This window comes from Crenobacter cavernae (genome assembly GCF_003355495.1).
In the GTDB taxonomy this organism is placed as follows: Bacteria; Pseudomonadota; Gammaproteobacteria; order Burkholderiales; family Chromobacteriaceae; genus Crenobacter; species Crenobacter cavernae.
Map to the genome: position 1 here is coordinate 2,500,480 of NZ_CP031337.1, position 20,000 is coordinate 2,520,479.

At 67.6% G+C, this 20,000-nt stretch carries 25 protein-coding genes and 1 tRNA gene; 11 read left to right on the forward strand and 15 right to left on the reverse strand.

The annotated features are described in order from the left end of the window. Positions 1 to 19: 19 nt before the first annotated feature. Together DWG20_RS12170 and DWG20_RS12175 are read right to left on the reverse strand one after the other, a co-directional pair. Entirely contained in the window at positions 20 to 223 is a 204-nt protein-coding gene (locus DWG20_RS12170; RefSeq protein ID WP_115434071.1) for a hypothetical protein, read from the reverse strand. A gap of 134 nt (positions 224 to 357) precedes the next feature. Then, on the reverse strand, positions 358 to 957 hold the full coding sequence (locus DWG20_RS12175) for an HD domain-containing protein (protein WP_115434072.1): 600 nt from the start codon (positions 955 to 957) through the stop codon (positions 358 to 360). 123 nt (positions 958 to 1,080) lie between these two features. On the opposite strand from DWG20_RS12175, the gene dbpA reads away from it, so the two are divergent. Both dbpA and DWG20_RS12185 read left to right on the forward strand, forming a co-directional pair. Continuing rightward, positions 1,081 to 2,463: an ATP-dependent RNA helicase DbpA gene (gene dbpA, locus DWG20_RS12180; RefSeq protein WP_220271956.1), complete on the forward strand. Its 1,383-nt coding sequence runs from the start codon at positions 1,081 to 1,083 to the stop codon at positions 2,461 to 2,463. A gap of 76 nt (positions 2,464 to 2,539) precedes the next feature. Then, positions 2,540 to 2,794 (forward strand): hypothetical protein, encoded by a 255-nt coding sequence (locus DWG20_RS12185; RefSeq protein ID WP_115434074.1) that lies wholly within the window; start codon positions 2,540 to 2,542, stop codon positions 2,792 to 2,794. Positions 2,795 to 2,859: 65 nt separating this feature from the next. Here DWG20_RS12185 and DWG20_RS12190 read toward each other — a convergent pair whose 3' ends face one another. Further along, positions 2,860 to 3,366 (reverse strand): hypothetical protein, encoded by a 507-nt coding sequence (locus DWG20_RS12190; protein WP_115434075.1) that lies wholly within the window; start codon positions 3,364 to 3,366, stop codon positions 2,860 to 2,862. Between the two features lie 183 nt (positions 3,367 to 3,549). Beyond that, positions 3,550 to 4,224 carry a glutathione S-transferase family protein gene (locus DWG20_RS12195; protein ID WP_115434076.1) on the reverse strand — a complete coding sequence of 225 codons (675 nt, stop codon included), beginning with the start codon at positions 4,222 to 4,224 and terminating at the stop codon, positions 3,550 to 3,552. Positions 4,225 to 4,348: 124 nt separating this feature from the next. Here DWG20_RS12195 and DWG20_RS12200 point away from each other — a divergent pair, with 124 nt between their 5' ends. After that, on the forward strand, positions 4,349 to 4,990 hold the full coding sequence (locus tag DWG20_RS12200) for a phosphoribosyltransferase (RefSeq protein WP_115434077.1): 642 nt from the start codon (positions 4,349 to 4,351) through the stop codon (positions 4,988 to 4,990). Between the two features lie 111 nt (positions 4,991 to 5,101). Here DWG20_RS12200 and DWG20_RS12205 read toward each other — a convergent pair whose 3' ends face one another. The 4 genes from DWG20_RS12205 to DWG20_RS12220 form a co-directional block, all read right to left on the reverse strand. Further along, positions 5,102 to 5,611 (reverse strand): hypothetical protein, encoded by a 510-nt coding sequence (locus DWG20_RS12205; RefSeq protein WP_240674263.1) that lies wholly within the window; start codon positions 5,609 to 5,611, stop codon positions 5,102 to 5,104. Positions 5,612 to 5,770: 159 nt separating this feature from the next. Continuing rightward, the gene (locus DWG20_RS12210) at positions 5,771 to 6,076 is read right to left on the reverse strand and encodes a YciI-like protein (protein WP_115434079.1); all 306 of its coding nucleotides are present in this window, start codon (positions 6,074 to 6,076) and stop codon (positions 5,771 to 5,773) included. Between the two features lie 208 nt (positions 6,077 to 6,284). Next, complete coding sequence (locus DWG20_RS12215; RefSeq protein WP_115434080.1) at positions 6,285 to 6,830, reverse strand: HPF/RaiA family ribosome-associated protein; 546 nt, start codon at positions 6,828 to 6,830, stop codon at positions 6,285 to 6,287. Positions 6,831 to 6,883: 53 nt separating this feature from the next. Beyond that, entirely contained in the window at positions 6,884 to 7,540 is a 657-nt protein-coding gene (locus DWG20_RS12220) for a dienelactone hydrolase family protein (protein ID WP_115434081.1), read from the reverse strand. Between the two features lie 162 nt (positions 7,541 to 7,702). Between DWG20_RS12220 and DWG20_RS12225 the strand changes: the two genes are divergently transcribed. The 3 genes from DWG20_RS12225 (at position 7,703) to DWG20_RS12235 (ending at position 9,871) form a co-directional block, all read left to right on the forward strand. Further along, positions 7,703 to 8,680 (forward strand): CapA family protein, encoded by a 978-nt coding sequence (locus DWG20_RS12225; RefSeq protein WP_245944816.1) that lies wholly within the window; start codon positions 7,703 to 7,705, stop codon positions 8,678 to 8,680. Positions 8,681 to 8,848: 168 nt separating this feature from the next. Then, entirely contained in the window at positions 8,849 to 9,493 is a 645-nt protein-coding gene (locus tag DWG20_RS12230) for a ceramidase domain-containing protein (RefSeq protein WP_115434083.1), read from the forward strand. A gap of 165 nt (positions 9,494 to 9,658) precedes the next feature. Continuing rightward, a complete protein-coding gene (locus DWG20_RS12235; RefSeq protein ID WP_115434084.1) occupies positions 9,659 to 9,871 on the forward strand; it encodes a DUF3460 family protein in 213 nt (70 codons plus the stop codon). An 89-nt stretch (positions 9,872 to 9,960) separates the two neighbouring features. Here the strand turns inward: DWG20_RS12235 and DWG20_RS12240 are convergent, their stop codons facing one another. Together DWG20_RS12240 and DWG20_RS12245 are read right to left on the reverse strand one after the other, a co-directional pair. Next, positions 9,961 to 10,371, reverse strand: a complete 411-nt coding sequence (locus tag DWG20_RS12240; RefSeq protein ID WP_115434085.1) for a hypothetical protein — start codon at positions 10,369 to 10,371, stop codon at positions 9,961 to 9,963. A 156-nt stretch (positions 10,372 to 10,527) separates the two neighbouring features. Then, positions 10,528 to 10,612 (reverse strand) — tRNA-Tyr (locus DWG20_RS12245). 345 nt (positions 10,613 to 10,957) lie between these two features. Between DWG20_RS12245 and DWG20_RS12250 the strand changes: the two genes are divergently transcribed. After that, entirely contained in the window at positions 10,958 to 13,183 is a 2,226-nt protein-coding gene (locus DWG20_RS12250) for a TonB-dependent siderophore receptor (RefSeq protein WP_115434086.1), read from the forward strand. A 162-nt stretch (positions 13,184 to 13,345) separates the two neighbouring features. On the opposite strand, the gene hexR is transcribed toward DWG20_RS12250, so the two are convergent. Genes hexR through DWG20_RS16470 form a run of 4 tightly spaced genes read right to left on the reverse strand, consistent with a single transcriptional unit; the run spans position 13,346 to position 16,477 of the window. Then, positions 13,346 to 14,188, reverse strand: a complete 843-nt coding sequence (hexR, locus tag DWG20_RS12255; protein ID WP_115434803.1) for a transcriptional regulator HexR — start codon at positions 14,186 to 14,188, stop codon at positions 13,346 to 13,348. 4 nt (positions 14,189 to 14,192) lie between these two features. Next, entirely contained in the window at positions 14,193 to 15,173 is a 981-nt protein-coding gene (locus DWG20_RS12260; protein WP_115434087.1) for a glucokinase, read from the reverse strand. Continuing rightward, positions 15,154 to 15,828 (reverse strand): 6-phosphogluconolactonase, encoded by a 675-nt coding sequence (gene pgl, locus DWG20_RS12265; RefSeq protein ID WP_115434088.1) that lies wholly within the window; start codon positions 15,826 to 15,828, stop codon positions 15,154 to 15,156. The genes DWG20_RS12260 and pgl overlap by 20 nt, the downstream gene beginning before the upstream one ends. A gap of 1 nt (position 15,829) precedes the next feature. Then, positions 15,830 to 16,477 carry a glucose-6-phosphate dehydrogenase (NADP(+)) gene (locus tag DWG20_RS16470; RefSeq protein WP_245944817.1) on the reverse strand — a complete coding sequence of 216 codons (648 nt, stop codon included), beginning with the start codon at positions 16,475 to 16,477 and terminating at the stop codon, positions 15,830 to 15,832. Here DWG20_RS16470 and DWG20_RS16475 point away from each other — a divergent pair. After that, entirely contained in the window at positions 16,394 to 17,062 is a 669-nt protein-coding gene (locus DWG20_RS16475) for a Gfo/Idh/MocA family oxidoreductase (RefSeq protein WP_115434804.1), read from the forward strand. The two genes, DWG20_RS16470 and DWG20_RS16475, sit on opposite strands and share 84 nt — an antisense overlap. Then, positions 17,059 to 17,226: a heme-degrading domain-containing protein gene (locus DWG20_RS16150; protein WP_181881025.1), complete on the forward strand. Its 168-nt coding sequence runs from the start codon at positions 17,059 to 17,061 to the stop codon at positions 17,224 to 17,226. Before DWG20_RS16475 ends, DWG20_RS16150 begins: the two co-directional genes overlap by 4 nt. On the opposite strand, the gene DWG20_RS12280 is transcribed toward DWG20_RS16150, so the two are convergent. Next, entirely contained in the window at positions 17,223 to 18,131 is a 909-nt protein-coding gene (locus DWG20_RS12280; RefSeq protein WP_115434089.1) for a LysR family transcriptional regulator, read from the reverse strand. The two genes, DWG20_RS16150 and DWG20_RS12280, sit on opposite strands and share 4 nt — an antisense overlap. A gap of 127 nt (positions 18,132 to 18,258) precedes the next feature. Between DWG20_RS12280 and DWG20_RS12285 the strand changes: the two genes are divergently transcribed. Both DWG20_RS12285 and DWG20_RS12290 read left to right on the forward strand, forming a co-directional pair. Next, the gene (locus DWG20_RS12285; protein ID WP_115434090.1) at positions 18,259 to 19,131 is read left to right on the forward strand and encodes a pirin family protein; all 873 of its coding nucleotides are present in this window, start codon (positions 18,259 to 18,261) and stop codon (positions 19,129 to 19,131) included. A 186-nt stretch (positions 19,132 to 19,317) separates the two neighbouring features. Continuing rightward, on the forward strand, positions 19,318 to 19,881 hold the full coding sequence (locus tag DWG20_RS12290; protein WP_220271957.1) for an isochorismatase family protein: 564 nt from the start codon (positions 19,318 to 19,320) through the stop codon (positions 19,879 to 19,881). Positions 19,882 to 20,000 lie beyond the last annotated feature (119 nt).

The following is a 20,000-nucleotide window of genomic DNA, read 5'->3' on the forward strand; positions in this document are numbered from 1 at the left end:
TTTTCAGGTCGCCGCGCGTTCAGTGCGCGGGCGTCTGGTCGTGAGGATGATGGCGCTTCCATGCCTCGATGCCGTGGTTGATGGCGGCTATCACGCCGAGCACCGCGAGCGTCGCGAGCAGCGCCAACGGTATCCACGGCTGGGCGACGAACAGCACCACCACCATGATCAGGGCGAACATCAGCGTGCCGGTGTACCAGCCGGCCTGTTTTCTCGCTTTCATGGCTTTCTCCCGCCGCCGGCGGCCGCGGGCCGCAGACGGACAACTCCCTGTTTCCGAATCTTGTTGATCTCACTCGTTTATTTATGAAGTTTAGACCACGCGCCCGGCACCTTGTGGCGGCCGGCCGCGCGGCGTCAGCGTGTGGCGTCGAACAGCCCGGCCGTCTCGGCCTCGGCCAAGCTTTCGAGGAAATAGTCGCCGAGCGCGCGGCTGCCGGCGGCGATCTTCGGGTAGACCTTCGCGCGTACCTGCTCGGGGCGGATGCCGTTCTCGCGCCAGCTCTGCCCGTTGTTGTGGAGGTTCTGCAGCGCCGGCATCAGCCGGTCCATCGCGTTGGCGAAGCGCGCCGACGGCGTCGCGTTGTCCTCGAACTCGCGCCACAGCGCTAGTAACTCGGCCGCCCTGGGCTCGGGGAGCAGGCTGAAGATGCGCTTGACCGCGATCAACTCCTCACCCTTGTTGCCTTGGGCGGCGTCGGAAAACACGATGTGGTCGCCGACGTCGATCTCGCCGATGTCGTGCACCAAGAGCATGCGGATCACGCGGTCGATGTCGACCGGTTCGTCGGCATAGTCACGCAGCGACAGCGCCAACAGGCACACCTGCCAGCTGTGTTCGGCCGAATTCTCGTGTCGGTCGAGTCCGAGCGGCTTGGTGCGGCGCAGCACCGCCTTGAGCTTGTCCAGTTCGAGGATGAAGGCGATGTGGCGGGCGAGATGGGCGGTGTCGGTCATGGTCGGCGTCAGGCGCACAAGGCGGGAAGGGGAGCATCATACAACGTCGGCGCGCGCCGGCGCTGGTCGGACGGGGCGGCGCCTGCTACACTCGCCCCCTTTTGTCTGCGCCAAGTCCTTGTGATGTCTGATCTTTTTTCCAGTCTGCCGCTGCCGGCCGAGCAGCTCGCCAACCTCGAACAACTCGGCTACGCGACGATGACGCCGATCCAGGCGGCGAGCCTGCCCGTCATGCTTTCCGGTGGAGACCTGATCGCCAAGGCGCAGACCGGCAGCGGCAAGACCGCCGCCTTCGGTCTCGGGCTGCTCGCGCGGCTCAACCCGCGCTATTTCGGCACGCAGGCGCTGGTGCTGTGCCCGACGCGTGAACTGGCCGACCAGGTGGCGAAGGAAATCCGCCGTCTTGCGCGCTTCGCCGACAACATCAAGGTGCTGACGCTGTGCGGCGGCAGCCCGATCGGCCCGCAGCGCGCGTCGCTCGAACACGGCGCGCAGGTGCTGGTCGGCACGCCGGGCCGCATCATCGACCACCTCGACCGGGGTACGTTGAAACTCGATGCGCTGAAGACGCTGGTGCTCGACGAGGCCGACCGCATGGTCGACATGGGCTTCTACGACGAGATGGTGCGCATCAATGACGCCTGCCCGCGCCCGCGCCAGACGCTGCTGTTCTCGGCGACCTACCCGGATACGATCCGCAAGCAGAGCGCGCGCTTCTTGAAGAACCCGGCAGAAGTGTCGGTCGACGCGCTGCACGGCGACGAGCGCATCGCGCAGACCTTCTACGAGGTCGACGCTGAAGGGCGCGCCGACGCGGTGGTCAAACTGCTGCGCCACCATCGGCCGACGTCGGCGATCGCGTTCTGCAACACCAAGGCGCGCTGCCGCGAACTGGTCGACGCGCTGTCGGCCAAGGGCATCGCCGCGCTGGCGCTGTCGGGCGAGCTCGAACAGCGCGAGCGCGACGAAGTGCTGGTGCGTTTTTCGAACAAGAGCTGCACCTTGCTCGTCGCGACCGACGTCGCCGCGCGCGGCCTCGACGTCGCCGGGCTCGACCTGGTGATCAACGTCGACATCACGCCCGACCCCGAGATCCACGTGCACCGCATCGGCCGTACCGGCCGCGCCGGCGAATCGGGCCGCGCGGTCAGCCTGTCGACGCCGTTCGACGCGCGCCGTGCGGCGGCGATCGAGGAGTATCTCGGCCGGCCGCTGTCCTGGGCGAGTCTGGCCGACCTGCCCAAGCCCGACCCGACGCCGCTGGTGCCGGCCATGGTGACGCTGCAGATCCTCGGCGGCCGCAAGGACAAGGTGCGCCCCGGCGACATCCTCGGCGCGTTGACCGGCGACGCCGGCCTGCCGGGCAGCGCGGTCGGCAAGATCGCGCTGTTCGACCGCGTCAGCTACGTCGCCGTCGAACGCAAGGTGGCGGCGCAGGCGCAGAAAAGGTTGGCCGAGGGCGGCATCAAGGGCAAGGCCGCCAAGGTGCGTCAGATCGGCGACTGACGCCGAGCCTACCCGTCAATCCAGCGTGGCTCGGCCAACCTTCGGGCCATCGCCACGCAACGAGGACCCCCGCGCCATGCTGACCTTCATCGCCGCCCGTATCGACCGTCACGAAATCATCCTGATCAACGCGCGGCTCGACGGCTACCCGGCCAACTTCCAGGTCGACCCGGCAGCAATCGATGCCTTCTTCGGCGTCGAGACCGGCAACGCCGACGCCGCGCTGGCCTTGCTCGAAGCCGAATGGAAACGCATCGCCGCGGCGCTGGAAAAGCTGGTGCGCCGCTTCGGCAACGACTTCCTCGCGACGCCCGAGCTGCTCAAGCGCTGAGCGGCCCGCCGCGTAAAAAAAGGTTGGCCTCGGCCAACCTTTTTTTGCGCGCGTCGACAGCGGAATCAGTAAAACCGCCCGCCCTGTTCGTGCACGATGCGGCTCTGCCACGCCTTGATCTTGTAGCCGTCGGCCAGCGTGCGCACCAGCGTCACCTCGTCCTCGCTGACGAGCTGGTAGCCGCCGACGTTGGCAAAGCGCATGTCGGCGGTCGAGGTGAAGGTCACGCGCGCGGTGTTCCAGCTGAGCGGGTCGACCTCCACGTGCAGCTTGTCCATCCGCACCTCGGCGGTGACGTCGCCGCTCTTGAACGGCAGCGCGACGACGCCGAAGAAGTTGCACGTTTCCTCGCGGTTGCCCTGGCTGAAGGGGCTCGGCCGGCGGTGGCCGACCGCCTTGAACTCGAAGTCGCGGGTCAGGAAGTCGCACGCCTTGATCGCGTTGCCCTCGCCGTACAGCGCGACGTTCATCTCGTTGAGCACGGAGGCGACCGCGCCTTCTCGGAACACGACGTATTTCGCCACCAGGAACAGCGCCAGCACTAGCCCGGCGACTTTCAGCATACGGCCCATGTCAAACCCTGCAACCTTTCCAGAGCAATTGAAAATAGCCGGCCAGTACAGCATGCAGATAATGACAACGTCAATAACTGGTGGCGGGTTTGGGTAAACCCGCGGTCCCGGGTGTGGCAAACGCACCGAGAAAGCCGGTGTTGGCCCGCGCCAAGCCGATCGGAAAGGCGGCGAACGCTGCCGTCAGCGTAACAGCTCGTAAGGCCCACCCTTGTCGAGCGCGCGCCGGTAGGCGGGGCGGTCGTGGATGCGCGCGAGGAAGGCCTTCAGGTGCGTGTGGCGCTCGCCGAGCGCGCCGCGCGACAGCGCCGCCTCGAGCGGAAAGCTCATCTGGATGTCGGCGGCCGAGAACGCGTCGCCGGCGAACCAGCCGCCCGTCGTCAGTTCGCCTTCCAGATAGTCGAGGTGCAGCCTCAGTTGCGGGTCGAGGTAAGCCTTCTGCACGCCGTCGGCAATTAGGAGCGCCAGCGGGCGCAGCAGCGCCGGCATCGGCGGCTTGGTGAGCCGGCCGAACACCAGGGCCATGACCAGCAGAGGCATCGCCGAGCCCTCGGCGTAGTGCAGCCAGTAGGTGTAGCGGCGGCGCGCGGCGGCGTCGCCGGCGTCGGGTTTGAGCCGGCCGTTGCCGTAGGTATCGACCAGGTATTCGACGATGGCGCCCGATTCGGCGACCACCACGTCGCCGTCGGAAATCACCGGCGATTTGCCGAGCGGGTGCACCGCCTTCAGCTCCGGCGGCGCCAGCATCGTCTGCGCATCCCGTTTGTAATGGCGGATCTCGTACGGCAGACCCAGTTCCTCGAGCAGCCACAGCACGCGCTGCGAGCGGGAATGGTTCAGGTGGTGCACGGTGATCATGGCGTCGGCCTTTTTAGGGGAGGGGCAGCGTCATGATAAACGCGTGGCGGCGCACGGCAAGGTTGGCGGGGCCTCGTACCGGGCTACGCTTAGGGTGCATCCCCGTTTCGACCCGGAGACCGTCATGTCTTTCATCGATCGTGAACACGCGGCCCGTGCGCTGGCCGACCGGCTGGCGCCCTGGCGCGGCCGCCATCCGCTGGTCCTCGCCATCCCGCGCGGCGCGGTGCCGATGGCGAGCATCATCGCCGAGCGCCTGCAAGGCGAGTGCGACGTCGTGCTGGTGCGCAAGCTCGGCGCGCCGTTTCAGCCCGAACTGGCGATCGGCGCCGTCGACGAGGCCGGCCGCGTCTATCTGAATTCGTTCGCACGGCAGACCGGCGCGTCCGACGACTATATCGAGGCCGAGACGCGCCGCGAGCTCGAGGTCCTCCGCCGCCGGCGCCGCCTCTATACCGGCGGGCGCGTGATCGACCCGGCGGGTCGTATCGTCATCGTCGTCGACGACGGCCTCGCCACCGGCGCGACGATGATCGCGGCGCTGTCGGCGCTGCGCCCTCAGAAGCCGGCCAGCCTGGTGTGCGCGGTGCCGGTGGCGCCGCCCGACACGCTGGAGAAGGTCGCGCTCTACGCCGACGAGGTGGTCTGCCTCGACGCGCCGCACGGCTTTCAGGCGGTCGGCCAGTTCTACCGGGATTTCCCGCAGGTCAGCGACGAAGAGGTGATCGACATCCTGCGCGCGCGTCCGGGGCAGGAGCCGGCATGAGAACGCGCGGAGCCAGATCGTCGTGCCGCTGATGCCGCGCGAGCTTAGGACGTCGGCCGAGCGCCCAATAAAAAGCCCGGAAAGATTCCGGGCTTCGGGCGTTTCAGACGGTCAACTCATGGCCGACATGCCGCGGTCGCTCTCTTCGACCTCCATCTTCAGGTAGGTATCCGCCATCACGATACCGAACACGAGGTGGGCGAACAGCGTCGTCCAGCCGCGCGCTTCGGCGAACCACGGGAAGAACGCGGTCATGCCGTAGAAGTTGACGAGGTAAACCGCCAGGCCGAACACCGCGCCGACCACCGAGGCCATGCCCCAGCTCGAATCGAAGTGGAACGGTGCCATGATCAGGCCGAGGATCATCCCCAGGCCGACGGCCAGAGCGAAGTGGACGATCAGTGCCGTCACGACGATGCCCAAGCTGAACGACGCCGGCGACGCGAGCGCCCCCGGCCCCATCACGATCGCGGCGATCATGTGTGTCGGTGCCCACATGCCGGCGCCCATCAGCGACATCGCCAGCATGTCCAGCACCAGGAACACCACGCCGCCGGCGACGCCGGCCATCGCGGCCGCGCGCCAGTCGGGCAGACGGTGCGTCATCTGATGCGATTGCATGTGTAGATCCATCGCAAGTTCCTTTCAGCATTCTGCCGAAATTGGCATGCTATACCCCGTTAATTTGACAGCGAAATATCGCAAAAGTGCGGCGCCGGACGGTGCCCGGCGATCCAGCCGGCAGGCGACGGACTGTTGCGTCGGACGGGACGGCGGCGCTCAGCCGTGCGGTCGGGTCGGCTCGACCGCGCCGTCGCCGACCACCGTCTTCCACTCGCGCAGCCACCAGCGCGTGACCAGGCCGTTGACGACGTAAGGGTCGGCCTGCGCGAAGCGCTCGGCGACGCCCGGCGTGTCGCCCTTGAACAGCAGCACCGCGCCGTCGACCGGGTCGCTCATCGACCCCGCCAGCACCAGCTCGCCGCGCTGCTGTGCGCCCCACGCCAGCGCCAGATGTTCGTCGCGGAACTCGCCGCGGCGCAGCAGGTAGTTGTGATCCAGCTCGTAAAACAGCAGGTAGTGCATGGCTGAGCTCCCGTGAAAAACTAGCAGAATCGGCGCGGGCGGCGTGCAGTGCCCGCGCGGCCTAAGTGTTGCCCGGCTTTAAAGATAAACCGCCAGACAGGATCCGCGAGCCGGGCGCCGCCCGTCGCCAGGCTCGGCTGCCGCACGTTTCCCGCGCGCGGGGCCGGAGTCCGGCGGTACGGATCCCCGTCATGGCCCATCCGGGGGCTCAGTCGGCGTTGTAGCGATGCTTGCCGGTGCTGACCCGCTTGGCCTGCCGGCCTTCCTGGGCCACTTCGGGCAGAAACTGCACCGGCGTGCCCTCGGTCAGCTTGTCGAACGCCTGGTCGACCAGGTTCTCCGGCGAAAAGTAGTAGTCGTTGCCGTCGTCGCCCTCGATGAAGCCGAAGTCGTCGAGCAGGCGCGCCACCGTGCCGTGCATCGGCTCGGCGTGCTGCTTGGTCTGGCCGCGCAGGTGTCGGGCGCGCTCTTCCAGCAGGCGCCGTGTCGCGTCGAAGGCGTCGCGCACGGCCACGTAGACGTCCTCATGGTTCTGCTTGTTGCTGACCAGCTCGGTGCCGGGCGCGGTCACGTCGACCTGCACTAAATAGCGTTCGCCCTGCTGCGAGTGCCGGTGCGGCAGGCTCACGGTGACGTTGCAGGCGATCAGGTGCTGGAAGACCTGTTCCAGCTTGTCGGCCCTCTGGCGGATATGGCTGGACAGCGCCTCCGATTCGGGCAGGTTTTCATAGCTGATCTGTAACGGGCATTTCATGGTGTCTCTCCTTGGGGCTCGTTCGGGCAGGGTTCGGGCAAGCGAACCGACATTCATGCGGTGCCTTGCGCCGGCAGGTAGCGCAAGAACCAGCGTCCGGCTTCGTCGGCGACCTCTTCCAGCGTGCCGGGCTCATCGAACAGATGCGTCGCGCCGGGGACGATGCAGAGCGCCTTGGTGCAGGCGAGCCGGGACAGCGCCGACTCGTTCAGGCGGATCACGTCGCCGTCCAGTCCGCCGACCAGCAGCAGCGTCGGGCAGCGCACGCGGGACAGCGCCTGAGGCCCGGCGAGGTCGGGCCGGCCGCCGCGGGACACCACGGCGGCGACGCCGTCGCCCAGCGCCGCGGCGGCCTGCAGCGCGGCGGCGGCGCCGGTGCTCGCGCCGAAGTAGCCGATCGGCAGCCTGGCGGTGTCGGGCCGGTCTGCCAGCCAGCGCGTCGCGGCGAGCAGGCGTTCTGTCAGCAGCGCGATGTCGAAGCGCGTCGCGTACACGCTGTCTTCCTCGCGCGTCAACAGGTCGAACAGCAGCGTGGCGATGCCGGCGCGCTGCAGGACGCGCGCGACATAGCCGTTGCGCGGGCTGAAGCGGCTGCTGCCGCTGCCGTGCGCGAACAGGACGATGCCGACGGCCGCGTCGGGCAGCGTCAACTGCCCGCCTAGCCTTGCCGGCCCGAGTTCGAGGGCGACCGGGCTGTCGAATGGGGACATGGGTTTCTCCTTTACGCGGCAGATCCTCTTGATGGCCGCCGTCGGCGAAAGGCGGCTTGCGCCCTGCCGACGGTCGGGCGGATTTCCAGGTGGATCGCCGCGCAAGCGTTGGGTACATTTCAAAGATAGGTAATTACGGCAGGGAGGGCGGACGTGATCACGATGGCACTGGCCGGGGACGTGATGCTGGGGCGGGGGGTGAGCCGCGCGGTGCGCGGCATGGCGGCCGCCGACCCCTGGGGCGACCTCTTGCCTCGCCTCGCCGCGGCAGACCTCTTCATCGTCAACCTCGAGTGCGCGATCACCGACCACGACCGGCCGTGGTCGCGCGGCTGGAAGCTTTTTCATTTCCGCGGCGGGCCGCACGTGCTGAAGGTCCTCGCCGCCGCCGGTGTCGACGCCGTGTCGCTGGCCAACAACCACACGCTCGACTTTGAAGAACAGGGGCTGTTCGACACGCTCGCCCATCTGGACCGCGCCGGCATCGGCCACGCCGGGGCCGGCCGCACGCTGGCCGACGCGGCGGCGCCGGCCTGGCTCGAGGCCGGCGGGCAGAAGGTGGCGCTGATCGCCGTCACCGACAACGAAGCCGACTTTGCCGCCACGCCGACCTCGGCCGGCACCCATTACCTGCCGGTGTCGCCGTCCCGCGAGACGCTAGCCTATCTGGCGGACCTGATCGCCTCGGCGCGGCGCGCCGGCGCCGACCTGGTGGTCTTCTCCAACCACTGGGGGCCGAACATGGTCGACAGGCCGCCCGCGCACTTTCGCGCCTTCGCCCGCGCGGTCGTCGAGCTGGGCGTCGACCTCTACTTCGGCCACAGCGCGCACCTCGTGCAGGGCGTCGAGATCCACCGCGGCAAGCCCATCCTGTACGACACCGGCGACTTCATCGACGACTACGCGGTCGACCCGCTGATGCGCAACGACCGCTCCTTCCTGTTCCTCGTGACCTTCGACGGGCAGCGGCTGACGCGGCTGGAGCTGATCCCGGCCAGCCTGTCGTTTGCTCGGGTCGCTATCGCGCAGGAACCGGAACGGGCGGCCATCTGCCGGCGGATGAAGGCGCTGTCGGCCGAGCTGGGCACCCGCCTGGACGAGCAGGACGGCGCATTGCTGTGGGCGGCCGAGGGCGGCTGACGCCCGACTCTTTCCGCTGCAAAAGCGCGCTGCGGCCGGCCGCTACACGCCGGCGCACCGGCTCGGCCAACCTTCATGTCATGAAAACGGCTTAGGCTTGGCCGGGCCCGCACGCGTGCCGTCAAGCACGCCGCAGCGGCCGTCCACCTGGCGGAACCGGGGGAGCCCATGAGCTACGTCGACCTCTACTGCGAGCGCCTCGCGCCCGGCCTGATGGCCGAGCCGGTCAATACGCTGAGCAACCTCGCCTTCTTCGCCGCCGCGTGGCTGGTGTGGCGGCGGGCGGCGTCGGCCGGCGCGTGGCGCGCGCGCGGCCGCCTGCTCGCGGCGCTGATCGCGCTGATCGGCGCCGGCAGCTTCACCTTCCACGCGTTTGCCACTACCTGGGCCGAGGCGCTCGACGAATTCCCCATCCTGCTGTTCCAGCTGGTGTTTCTCGGGCTCTACTTTCGCGGCGTGGCCGGCTGGGGCAGGGCGGCGGTGGCGGGGTTTCTTGCCGCCTTCGTCGCCGCGGGCGTCGGGGCGGCGGGCTTCCCGGCTGTGCTCAACGGCTCGCTGGTCTACCTGCCGGCGCTCGCGGTGCTGTCCGCCATCGGCGCCGGCGAGGCCGTCGCGCGGCGCGATGGCTGGCCGTGCCTCCTGGGCGCCGCCGGCGCCTTCGTCGTGTCGGTGGGCTTTCGCAGCGCCGACCTGGCCGTCTGCCCGCGCTTCGCGCTCGGCACGCACTTCCTGTGGCATCTGATCAACGCGATGGTGCTGGCGCTGGCGGTGCTCGGGCTGCTGCTCAGCGCGCGGTCCGGCAGTCGCGTTTAGGCAGGCTGACGGCGAGGGAATGCGTTTTGATGTTGTGCGGGTTTTCCGGACATTTCGCGGGACGATCCCCGTCATTTCGGCGGAACAAGCCCTCAGTTCCGGCTATCTTAACGGTGGGAGTGTTCTCTGTTCGACGGCCCGGTCGGGAGAGTGGAGGGTATCGATATGCGTACCGCACACAAAGGTTATCGCCCGGGGCATGAAGGCTATGTTTCGGAGTTCACCGAGTTCATGGATCACTACCTGGAAGAGCATCCCGAGGTGGTAGAAGACCAGCGCCATGGCTGGTATCTGTTCTGGGACCACAAGGCCAATCAGGCGAGCATCAAGGAGGAGAAGGAAGACAGTGTGCCGGTCAAGGGCTACGACTACCTCTGAGGTTCGCACGGTGAGAGGTAAAAGGGCTCGGCCAACCTTGAAGGTTGGCCGAGCCCTTTTCACGACCGCATCCGGTCGTCATGAGGCGCTCAGGCGCTGCGCGTCGGCGGTGCGATCAGCGCGCGGTATTCGCGCAGCACCGCGCGGCTTTGCCGCTCGGCGTCGAGCAGGGCTTCCGCCTGTGGCCAGCCGGCGAATTCCAGTTTCGCGTCCAGCGCCTGCAGCGCGCGGCGGCCGGCGGTGCACAGTTCCACCGCTAGGTTGAAGTCGGCCGGGCTCAGGATCTTGCCGTTGCGGATCTTGCGGTAAAACACGCTGGCCTTCTGTGCGTACTGCCGCGCCGTTTCGTGCTCGGCCAACGCGTCAGACTTTTCCATCACGGCAAACACCTGCATCACCGCCTGGCAGGCCGCTTCGGCCAGCGCAAAGCGTTTCAATTCGGCCGCCTTGGTGGCGTTGACCGGCTTGTCGGCCTTGGATTTCTTCGGTTTGGCGGCCATGAGTCGTCCTTCTGTCGTGCCGCTCCGTGGCGCGGCCAGTGTATCGAGGGGGGATTTTACCGGGCGGGGCGAGGGGCGGGGCGGCCGACTCCGGCGAGGTGGTCAGCGACAAGCGCAAAGAGCCCGGACGCGCGGTCCGGGCTCTTTGCTGAATGCTGGTGGAGGGAGAAGGATTCGAACCTTCGAAGGCAGAGCCGTCAGATTTACAGTCTGATCCCTTTGACCGCTCGGGAATCCCTCCGGAAGAGGGCGGATACTATAGCGTCCTGCCGCGAGCGTCAAGCCGTGGCGCGTCCTCGCGCTGCGTCGGGATGGCAGGGGTCCCGCTATCGGCGGGGCAGGCGGCGGTGCCGTTGCAAGGCGGGTGCAGGATGGACTGACCTTCAACCGGGCAGGATATCGCCGGTCGCGTCGAACTCGGCCGCGACTGGGCGCTGACGGGCAGCGCGTATGCCGGCGACCGACAACATGTTTGCAAGTCTTGGTATAGTGTGCGCCCTTAAAACGACATAAAGACGGCCTTTAAGCCACCCGTATCGGGTCAGGGGAGAGGCCAGTCTTGCAATTTGTGTATCCGGGGGGAGTCATGGTGTTCAAGTTTCACCGCAGCGGCATCGCCGTTGCGGTGCTGGCCGCGTACGCGTTGCCAGCGGCCGCTGCGGTAGAAAGCAAGGGGGAAGGGCCGTCTCGAGGGAAGGCCGAGTTGGCGACGGTTGCGGTCACCGCCGAGGCGGCCGGGGAAACGGCGACCGGACCGGTCAAAGGCTACGTAGTCCAGCGCAGCGCGGCCGGCATGAAGACCGACACGCCGCTGATCGAGACGCCGCAGTCGGTGTCGGTGATCACGCGCGACAGGATCGAGGACTACGGCGCGCGCAGCGTCAACGAAGCCTTGTCCTACAGCGCCGGCGTGTCGACCTACGGTGCCAGCTCGCGCTCCGACTGGTACACCTATGTGCGCGGCTTCAGCCCCAACGTCTACCTCGACGGCTTGAAACTGCCGGTGACCAAGAATGCCGCGAGCTGGATCGTCGAGCCGTACCTGCTCGAGCGCATCGAACTCTTGCGCGGCCCGGCGTCGGTGCTGTACGGCCAGGGCGACCCGGGCGGCACCGTCAACCTGGTGTCCAAGAAACCGGCGCTCAAGCCGGTGCGCGAGATCGAGCTCGGCGTCGGCAACCATGGCCACCAGCGTCTCGGTCTGGACCTCGGCGGCGCGATCGACGAGAACGGCGAGTGGTCGTACCGGCTGGTCGGTTTCGGCCGCAGCGAAGACCTGCCCACCGGTCCGCACGCCAGCGACCGTGTGCTGCTCGCGCCGTCGTTGACCTGGCGGCCGAGCGCGGCGACCAGGTTGACGCTGCAGGCGGGTTTCCTGAAGGACGATACCGACAGCTCGGACAATTTCCTGCCGGCGCAGGGCACCGTGCTGCCGAACCCGAACGGCAAGATCTCGCGCGACCTTTACACCGGTGACCCCGGCTTCAGCCGCTACAAGAAGGAGCAGCAGTGGCTCGGCTACCAGTTCGAGCACCGCTTCGACGACGCGCTGGCCTTCCGCCAGAACCTGTTGCTGAGCAAACTCGACGTCGACAATAACTCGGTCTACGGCTGGGGACTGAGCCCTCTCGACCCGAGCCGGCGCACGCTGTTCCGCCTGGCCGACATCTTCAACACGTCGGCCGAGCGCGTCTCGCTCGACAACCAGCTCGAAGCCAGGTTCGCGACCGGAAGCGTGCGCCATACGCTGCTCGCCGGCCTCGACTACCAGCAGCAGAAGCTCGACGAAGTCAGTCGCAACATCCCGCGGATGATGGGTTTGTTTGCCCCTCTTGCCCTGGACCTGTTCCGGCCGGTGTACCAGCCGATCACGGCGGACAGGTTCGGTCCCCAAACGAACAAGTCCGAAAAGCAGGAGCAGTTGGGGCTCTATCTGCAAGACCAGCTCAGCTTCGGCCCGCGCTGGACCGCGGTGCTGGGACTGCGCCACGACCGGGCGGACACGCATACCGACACCACCGGTGCCTCGCTGAACAAGGCCGAGCGGGACGACAGCGCCACGACCGGTCGCATTGGTCTCGTGTACCAAGCCGGCAACGGTTTTGCGCCGTACGTCGGCTACTCGACGTCATTCCTGCCCTACTTCCAGAGCAACCCCGACGGTTCGACCTTCGAACCGTCGCGCGGCAAGCAGTACGAAGCCGGTGTGAAGTATCAGCCCGAGGGCGGCAGGACTTCGTTGACGACCGCGATCTGGGACCTGGTCCAGAGCAACGTGCTGACCGGCGATCCGGACGCACTGCGTGCGGCAGCCGGCTATCAGGTGCAGACGGGCAAGGTTCGCTCGCGCGGTTTCGAGGTCGAGGCGGCCGCCGAGGTGACGCGCCAGATCAAGCTGATCGCGTCCTATACCTACCAGGACGTCGGGAACATCGAGGCCAATGGTCCCGCCAAGGATCAGCGTCCGACCGATGTCCCGACACCGCGCAATATCGCTTCGCTATGGGGTAGCTACCGCTTCGGTCAGGGCGTGCTCAACGGCCTCGGCTTCGGCCTCGGCGCGCGTTACGTCGGCTCTACCCAGGGTGCGCGCATCGATCTTGCGACTTTGAGACCTGCAGACTACAAGCTCGACGTGCCGAGCTACACGCTGTTCGACGCCGCCGTCTACTACGAGACGGGGCCGTGGCGCTTCGCCGTCAACGCGCAGAACCTTGCCGACGAGGAGTACGTGTCCGGCTGCCAGAGCGACAGGGTGTGCTTCTATGGCAAGGGCCGCAGCGTCGTAGCGACGGCGCGTTACCGCTGGTAAGCACGATCCGCATCGGAAAAAGCTCGGCCAACCTGCAAAGGTTGGCCGAGCTTTTTCTGATGGCAGGAGGGTGGAGCCACCCAACGGGGTGGTTGGCTTGCGACCCATCCCTCTACTCCTGGCTCGATTCCCACGATGCAAGGCCATGGCGCCCAGGAAGGCTCATGCCTCGAGGCTGCGGCGGCGGTTTTTCAGGCTGCGCTTGGTCTTTTCCAGCGTGGTGTAGAGGTTCGGGCCGCGCTTGAGCGCGACGCCGACCGCCAGCACGTCGATCAGCACCAGGTGGACGATGCGCGAGATCATCGGGCTGTAGGTCTCGCTGTCTTCCTGGGTGTCGGCCGGCAGCGTCACCGTCGCGAGCTTGGACAGCGGCGAGTTCGACGAGGTGATCGCGACCACCTTGCAGCCGCCGGCCAGCGCGATCTCGACCGCGTCCAGCAGCTCGATGGTGCGCCCCGAGTTCGAGATCGCGACCAGCACGTCATTTGGCCCCAACAGCGAGGCGGCCATGGTCTGGATGTGGTTGTCGGCGTAGGCGACGGTCGGGATGTCGAAGCGGAAGAACTTATGCTGTGCGTCGGCGGCGATGATGCCGGAGTTGCCGAGGCCGTAGAACTCGATGCGCCGCGCGTGGGCGAGGAGGGCTATTGCCTCGTCGATCGCGACCGAGTTGAGGTCGTTGCGGCATTTCAGGAGCGCCGAGACGGTGTTGTCGAACACCTTGGCGGCCAGCTCCGACGTCGGGTCGTCGGGCCCGACGCTCGAATGCACGTAGGGCACGCCGCCGACCAGGCTGCCGGCGAGCTTCAGCTTGAAGTCGGGCAGGCCGGAGCAGCCGAGGCTGCGGCAGAAGCGGATCACCGTCGGCTGGCTGACGCCGGCGCTTTCGGCGATGTCGGCGACCGCCGCCTGGATGAACTCGTTCGGCTGCGCCAGCACCCGCTCGGCCACCTTGCGTTCGGCGGAGGAAAACAGGTCGAGCTGGCTTTTGATGCGTTCAAGCATGGTGTTACCCATCCAGGTGTGCGGCCAGCGCGGCGGCCGCTCCTGTCAGAGCCGGCCACGGGCTGGTGATGACGTAAACCGGAATCGCCGCGAGGTAGGCCGAGAAGCGTCCCTTGTCCTCGAAGCGGGCGCGGAACGGCGAGCGGGCGAAGTAGTCGCCGAGCTTGGGCACGATGCCGCCGCCGATGTACACGCCGCCGCGCGCGCCGAGCGTCAGTGCCAGGTTGGCCGCGGCGGTGCCGAGTATAGCGGTAAACGTGTCGATCGCCTCGCGGCAGCGCACGCATTCGCCGCTGACGCCCTCGGCGCTGATCTGCGACGCGGTCCGCGGCTCCCACGGCTCGCCGGCGATGTGGCTCAGTGCCTCGTAGATCAGCTTCAGGCCCGGCCCGGACAGCATCCGTTCCATCGATACATGGCCGAAGCGCGCGCGCGCGAAGCGCCAGATCTCCAGCTCGCGCTCGTCGAACGGCGCGAAGCTCGCGTGGCCGCCTTCGCCGGCCAGCGCGACCGGCGCGCCGCCCGGCATCGGCACGAGGCCCGAGACGCCGAGCCCGGTGCCGGCGCCCAGCAGTGCGAGCGGCGCGCCCGCCAGCGGCTCGCCGCCGCCGACCTGGATCAGTTCGGGCGACGGCAGGTGCGGCAGCGACAGCGCGAGCGCGGTGAAGTCGTTGATTACCAAGAGCGTGTCGAAGCCGAGCGCCAGCCGGGTCGCCTCGATCGAGTAGGCCCAGTGGTGGTTGGTCATCTGCACCCAGTCGCCGGTGACCGGGTTGGCGATGCCGACAGACGCGTGGCGCACGTCCGGCTCGCCGCAACCGGCGAGGTAGGCGCGGATCGCGATCTCCATCGTCGGGTAGTCGGCGCAGGCGAGCACCTCGATCCTGTCCATGACGCCGGGCGCGGTCTCGAGCGCGAAGCGGGCGTTGGTGCCGCCGATGTCGGCGATCAGGCGCGGCGGGAAGTCAGCGGGTCCAGTAAGCATCGAAGGGCACTTTCGTCTGGTGGATGAGCGCGCTGATCGGTAGCGCGGTCGTAAGGTTGGCCGAGGCCGCGTCGTACACGCGCCGCTTGGGCTCGCCGGCGATCGCGAGGATCAGCCGTTTGGCCGACAAGAGCGCCGCGAGCGTCAGGCTGACGCGCGCGTGCGGCGCAGCCGGCGGCGTCACCGAAAGATAGGCGGCCGGGTTGGCCGGGGCGAGCCCGGCGGAAAACTCCGGCGCGTCGGGGAACAGCGACGCGGTGTGGCCGTCCTCGCCCATGCCGAGCACGGCGACGTCGATCGGCCGGTAGGCGCGGTTCGCGGCGGCGACCGAGGCGGCGAGGTCTTCGGGGTCCGCCACCAGGCCGACAAAGGTCGCGGCGCGGGCACGGCCGACCATCAGGTGTTCGCGCACCAGCCGCTCGTTGCTGTCGGCGTGGTCCGCCGGCACAAAGCGTTCGTCGACGAGCGTGACGGTGACGCGCGACCAGTCGAGGTCGGCCTCGGCCAAGGCGTGAAACAGCGGCACCGGCGAGCGCCTGCCCGACACGGCGAGCGTCGCGCGGCCTTGCTCGGCCAACGTTGCGGCCAGCCCGTCACTGACTGCCTTCGTCAATCTGGCGACGTGTTCGTCGCCATCCTTGCATTCGATCCACATCTCACACTTCCTCGTGCCAGGCGACGCCGTCGCGCGACAACAGGCCGCTCGACGCGGCCGGCCCCCAGGTGCCGGCGGTGTAGGTCTTGGGCGGGATCGGGCTCGTCGCCCAGTTCTCGAGGATCGGCTCGACCCAGCGCCAGGCCTCGGCCAACTCGTCGCGGCGCATGAACAGCGACAGGTCGCCGCGGATCATCACGTCGAGCAGCAGCCGCTCGTAGGCGTCGGCGCGGCGCACCTTGAACATCGACTGGAAGTCGAGGTTCAGATAGGTCGGCTGCAGACGCATGCCGTCGCCCGGCTCCTTGGCGAGGAAGTAGAGCCGGATGCTTTCATCCGGCTGCAGCCGGATCACCAGCCGGTTGGCGAAGGGGAGGCCGGTCGGGTTCGGGAACAGCGCGTGCGGCACGTCGCGGAAGTTGATCACGATCTCGGCGACGCGCTCGGCCATGCGCTTGCCGGTGCGCAGGAAGAACGGTACGCCGGCCCAGCGCCAGTTCGAGATCTCGGCCTTCAGCGCGACGAAGGTTTCGGTGCGGCTGTCGGCGGGGATGCTGGCCTCTTCATGGTAGCCGACCACCGGCTGGACGCCGGCCGCCTGGGGCGTGTGGTCGCTTTCGAATCGCGCTTCGACCGTTACCGGCCGCAGGTGCCGGTGCGCTGGCGCGAGAGCGCGGTGAGCGTCGGCTCCGGCCTGTGGTACGACCTCGGCCCGCACCTGATCGACCAGGCACGGCAGCTGTTCGGTATGCCTGAGGGGATTGTGCTGACGCGCGACATGGTGCGCGACGGCGCCGAGGTCGACGATTGCTTCCGCGCGCCGTTGCGCTACCCGCGGCTGCAGGTCGTGCTCGCCGCCAGCGCGCTGACCGCCGAGCCGGGCGCACGCTTCGCGGTGCACGGCACTGAAGCGAGCTACGTCAAGCACGGGCTCGACGAGCAGGAGGCGGCGCTCAAGGCCGGCCGCTTCCCGCCCGCCGCCGACTGGGGGCGCGATGTGCGCCACGGCACGCTGACGAGCTGGCAGGACGGCGCGCCGGTGTACGAGACGGTGCCGACGCGGCGCGGCGACTACCCGGCCTACTACGCGGCGCTGCGAGACGCGATCCGCGACGGCTCGGCCAACCCGGTGAGCGCCGACGACGCGATCGCCGTGATGACGCTGATCGAAGCCGGCTGCGTCAGCGCCGCCGAGCGGCGCGAGGTCGAGCTGAGCGGGGAGGGTAGAGCATGAGCCGGGAGATCGACGCCGACCTCGCGCGCATCGCAGAGCAGGAGGCGGCGCTGCGTTTTACGCGCTTCGACAAGTCGACCGCCTGGGAACTCGGCTGCCGGCTGCGCGCGGCGGCTCGAGGGGCGTCCGCGGATGGCTCGGGCTGCCGTTTTCTGCCCTCCTAGTTTTCTTCGAGCTGCCCAAAGCGCAGCGCCAGGAAGTCGATCAGCTGGCGCACGGCCGGTAGCAGGCCGCGCCGCGACGGGAAAACGGCATGGATCACACCGCCCTTCGGTGCCCAGTCAGGAATGACCCTCACTAGTCGTCCCTGTTCGAGTTCTTCCCTGATCATCATCGTCGGCAGGGTTACCACGCCGGCTCCGGCGATTGCTGCCTCGCGTAGCATGACCATGTCGTCAGTCACCAGCCGTGGCGTATGGTGCAGCGCCGCCTGCGCGCCGTCGGGGCCGTCGAGTTGCCAGACATGCTCGGGTTGAGGCGGTCCCAGGTCCAGGCTCGGCAGGCCGCTCAGATCGGCCGGGACCGCCGGCACGCCATGCTTTCCCAGCAGCGCCGGGCTCGCCACCAGACACCAGGTCCGTTTTCCCAACAGCTTCATCACCAGATCGCTGTTCTTCAGTGGCGGGACGCGCACGCGGATCGCCACGTCGACCCCTTCGCCAATCACGTCGACGGCCCGGTTGGTCGCGTCCAGTAGCACGGTCACCTTTGGATGCTCGACCATGAACTCGGCCAACATCGCGCCGACCCGCGCGTGCAGCAGCGCCACCGGACAACTCAGGCGCACGATCCCTTGCGGTTCGGCGCGGATCACGTCGATGGCGTCCTGCGCGGCATCCGCCTCGACCAGCATGGCCTTGCAGTGGACGTAGTAGCGCTGTCCGACCTCGGTGACCGAGAAGCGGCGCGTCGAGCGCTGGATCAAGCGTACACCGAGCCGCTCCTCGAGCAGGGCGACGCGGCGGCTCAGCTTCGACTTCGGGATGCCCAGCGCCCGGCCGGCCGGTGCAAAGCCTTGATGGTCGGCCACCTGAGCGAAGTAATAGAGATCGTTGAGATCCTGTTGCATGGCGGCTTCATCGTCCTATCAATAGGACACTGAGGATATATCACGCCATCTACCGGCACCATCGGTGCGCCACTATGCTTCAGCCATCCCCCGATTGGCCTTACCGGCCGCAAACTAGGAGCAGGCGATGAAAAAAATTCTCGGCGTCTACAGCAGCCCCAGAGCGCATTGGGTCGGCGACGGTTTCCCGGTGCGCACGCTGTTCTCATATCAAAGCCACGGCCAACATACGAGCCCGTTCCTGATGCTCGATTTTGCCGGTCCGGCCGAATTCAAGCCGGCCGCGCGTCCGCGCGGCGTGGGTCAGCATCCGCATCGCGGCTTCGAAACGGTGACCATCGTCTACCAGGGCGAGCTGGAGCACCGCGACTCGACCGGCAGCGGCGGCCGCATCGGCCCCGGCGATGTGCAGTGGATGACCGCCGCCTCCGGCATCCTGCACGAGGAGTTCCACTCGGAGGCGTTCACCCGCAGCGGCGGCACGCTAGAGATGGTGCAGCTGTGGGTCAACCTGCCGGCCAAAGACAAGATGGCCGCACCGGGCTACCAGACCCTACTGGATGCCGACATCCCATCGGTCCCGTTACCGGATGGAACGGGCCGGGTGCGCGTCATCGCCGGAGACTACCTCGGCAACAAGGGGCCGGCGCGCACCTTCACGCCGATGGACGTGTGGGATCTGCAGCTGAAGAGCGGCGGCTACACTGAGCTGAGCGTCCCGGCCGGCCGCACGCTGGCGCTGATCGTGCTGCACGGCGCCGTACAGGTCAACGGCGACGCGGTAGCGCGCGAGGCGCAGATGGTGATGCTGGACCGCGACGGTACGGATATCGCGCTGGAAGCAAACAGCGACGCGACGGTGTTGCTGCTGAGCGGTGAGCCGATCGATGAACCGGTCGTCGGCTACGGTCCGTTCGTGATGAACAGCCAGGACGAAATCAGCGAGGCCATCGCCGATTTCAATAGCGGCCGCTTCGGCCAACTTGACGAGGTGCCTTAGTCGCCCATCCGGCGCGATAGGGCACTTCAACCCGACGGTGTCGATGCATCGTCCCACGCTTAGGAGAAACGCTATGAGCACCCCGGCCAACTTCAACGGTCAACGCCCGGCCATCGACCCCAGCGATGCCGTCATGCTGCTGATCGATCACCAGAGCGGCTTGTTCCAGACCGTGGCGACATGCCGATGCCGGAGCTGCGGGCGCGCGCCGCCGCACTGGCCAAGATGGCGACGCTGTCCAAGCTCCCGGTCATCACCACCGCGTCGGTGCCGCAGGGCCCCAATGGTCCGCTGATTCCGGAAATTCACGAGAACGCGCCGCACGCCCAGTACGTCGCGCGCAAGGGCGAGATCAACGCCTGGGACAACCCGGACTTCGTCGCGGCGGTCAAGGCCACCGGGCGCAAGACCTTGATCATCGCCGGCACGATCACCAGCGTGTGCATGGCTTTCCCCGCCATCAGCGCGGTTACCGATGGCTACAAGGTGTTTGCCGTAGTCGACGCCTCGGGCACCTACTCGAAGATGGCACAGGAAATCACCTTGGCTCGCGTGGTACAGGCCGGCGTGGTACCGATGGATACCGCAGCGGTGGCCTCGGAGCTGCAAAAGACCTGGAACCGCGAGGATGCGCTGCAGTGGGCCGAGGTCTACACCAAGATTTTCCCGGCGTACCAGTTGCTGATCGAGAGCTACACGAAGGCGCAGGATGTGGTGACCCACCATGAGGAGCTGGATTCGCAGCGATAGCGGTAGCCTGCCAAGCGAATAATGCGAGGGCAGGGCCTGACCATACAGGTCAGGCCCTGCTTGGAGGGGACGGGCCATGCCGTGCCGTACGAATAACAGCGAGGCAGAGCGCTGGCGAC

Coding starts and splice junctions, on each gene's coding strand:
- DWG20_RS12170 (WP_115434071.1), bottom strand. CDS start 223: ATGAAAGCGAGAAAACAGGCCGGCTGGTACACCGGCACGCTGATGTTC.
- DWG20_RS12175 (WP_115434072.1), bottom strand. CDS start 957: ATGACCGACACCGCCCATCTCGCCCGCCACATCGCCTTCATCCTCGAA.
- dbpA (WP_220271956.1), top strand. CDS start 1,081: ATGTCTGATCTTTTTTCCAGTCTGCCGCTGCCGGCCGAGCAGCTCGCC.
- DWG20_RS12185 (WP_115434074.1), top strand. CDS start 2,540: ATGCTGACCTTCATCGCCGCCCGTATCGACCGTCACGAAATCATCCTG.
- DWG20_RS12190 (WP_115434075.1), bottom strand. CDS start 3,366: ATGGGCCGTATGCTGAAAGTCGCCGGGCTAGTGCTGGCGCTGTTCCTG.
- DWG20_RS12195 (WP_115434076.1), bottom strand. CDS start 4,224: ATGATCACCGTGCACCACCTGAACCATTCCCGCTCGCAGCGCGTGCTG.
- DWG20_RS12200 (WP_115434077.1), top strand. CDS start 4,349: ATGTCTTTCATCGATCGTGAACACGCGGCCCGTGCGCTGGCCGACCGG.
- DWG20_RS12205 (WP_240674263.1), bottom strand. CDS start 5,611: ATGCAATCGCATCAGATGACGCACCGTCTGCCCGACTGGCGCGCGGCC.
- DWG20_RS12210 (WP_115434079.1), bottom strand. CDS start 6,076: ATGCACTACCTGCTGTTTTACGAGCTGGATCACAACTACCTGCTGCGC.
- DWG20_RS12215 (WP_115434080.1), bottom strand. CDS start 6,830: ATGAAATGCCCGTTACAGATCAGCTATGAAAACCTGCCCGAATCGGAG.
- DWG20_RS12220 (WP_115434081.1), bottom strand. CDS start 7,540: ATGTCCCCATTCGACAGCCCGGTCGCCCTCGAACTCGGGCCGGCAAGG.
- DWG20_RS12225 (WP_245944816.1), top strand. CDS start 7,703: ATGGCACTGGCCGGGGACGTGATGCTGGGGCGGGGGGTGAGCCGCGCG.
- DWG20_RS12230 (WP_115434083.1), top strand. CDS start 8,849: ATGAGCTACGTCGACCTCTACTGCGAGCGCCTCGCGCCCGGCCTGATG.
- DWG20_RS12235 (WP_115434084.1), top strand. CDS start 9,659: ATGCGTACCGCACACAAAGGTTATCGCCCGGGGCATGAAGGCTATGTT.
- DWG20_RS12240 (WP_115434085.1), bottom strand. CDS start 10,371: ATGGCCGCCAAACCGAAGAAATCCAAGGCCGACAAGCCGGTCAACGCC.
- DWG20_RS12250 (WP_115434086.1), top strand. CDS start 10,958: ATGGTGTTCAAGTTTCACCGCAGCGGCATCGCCGTTGCGGTGCTGGCC.
- hexR (WP_115434803.1), bottom strand. CDS start 14,188: ATGCTTGAACGCATCAAAAGCCAGCTCGACCTGTTTTCCTCCGCCGAA.
- DWG20_RS12260 (WP_115434087.1), bottom strand. CDS start 15,173: ATGCTTACTGGACCCGCTGACTTCCCGCCGCGCCTGATCGCCGACATC.
- pgl (WP_115434088.1), bottom strand. CDS start 15,828: ATGTGGATCGAATGCAAGGATGGCGACGAACACGTCGCCAGATTGACG.
- DWG20_RS16475 (WP_115434804.1), top strand. CDS start 16,394: ATGGTAGCCGACCACCGGCTGGACGCCGGCCGCCTGGGGCGTGTGGTC.
- DWG20_RS16150 (WP_181881025.1), top strand. CDS start 17,059: ATGAGCCGGGAGATCGACGCCGACCTCGCGCGCATCGCAGAGCAGGAG.
- DWG20_RS12280 (WP_115434089.1), bottom strand. CDS start 18,131: ATGCAACAGGATCTCAACGATCTCTATTACTTCGCTCAGGTGGCCGAC.
- DWG20_RS12285 (WP_115434090.1), top strand. CDS start 18,259: ATGAAAAAAATTCTCGGCGTCTACAGCAGCCCCAGAGCGCATTGGGTC.
- DWG20_RS12290 (WP_220271957.1), top strand. CDS start 19,318: ATGCCGGAGCTGCGGGCGCGCGCCGCCGCACTGGCCAAGATGGCGACG.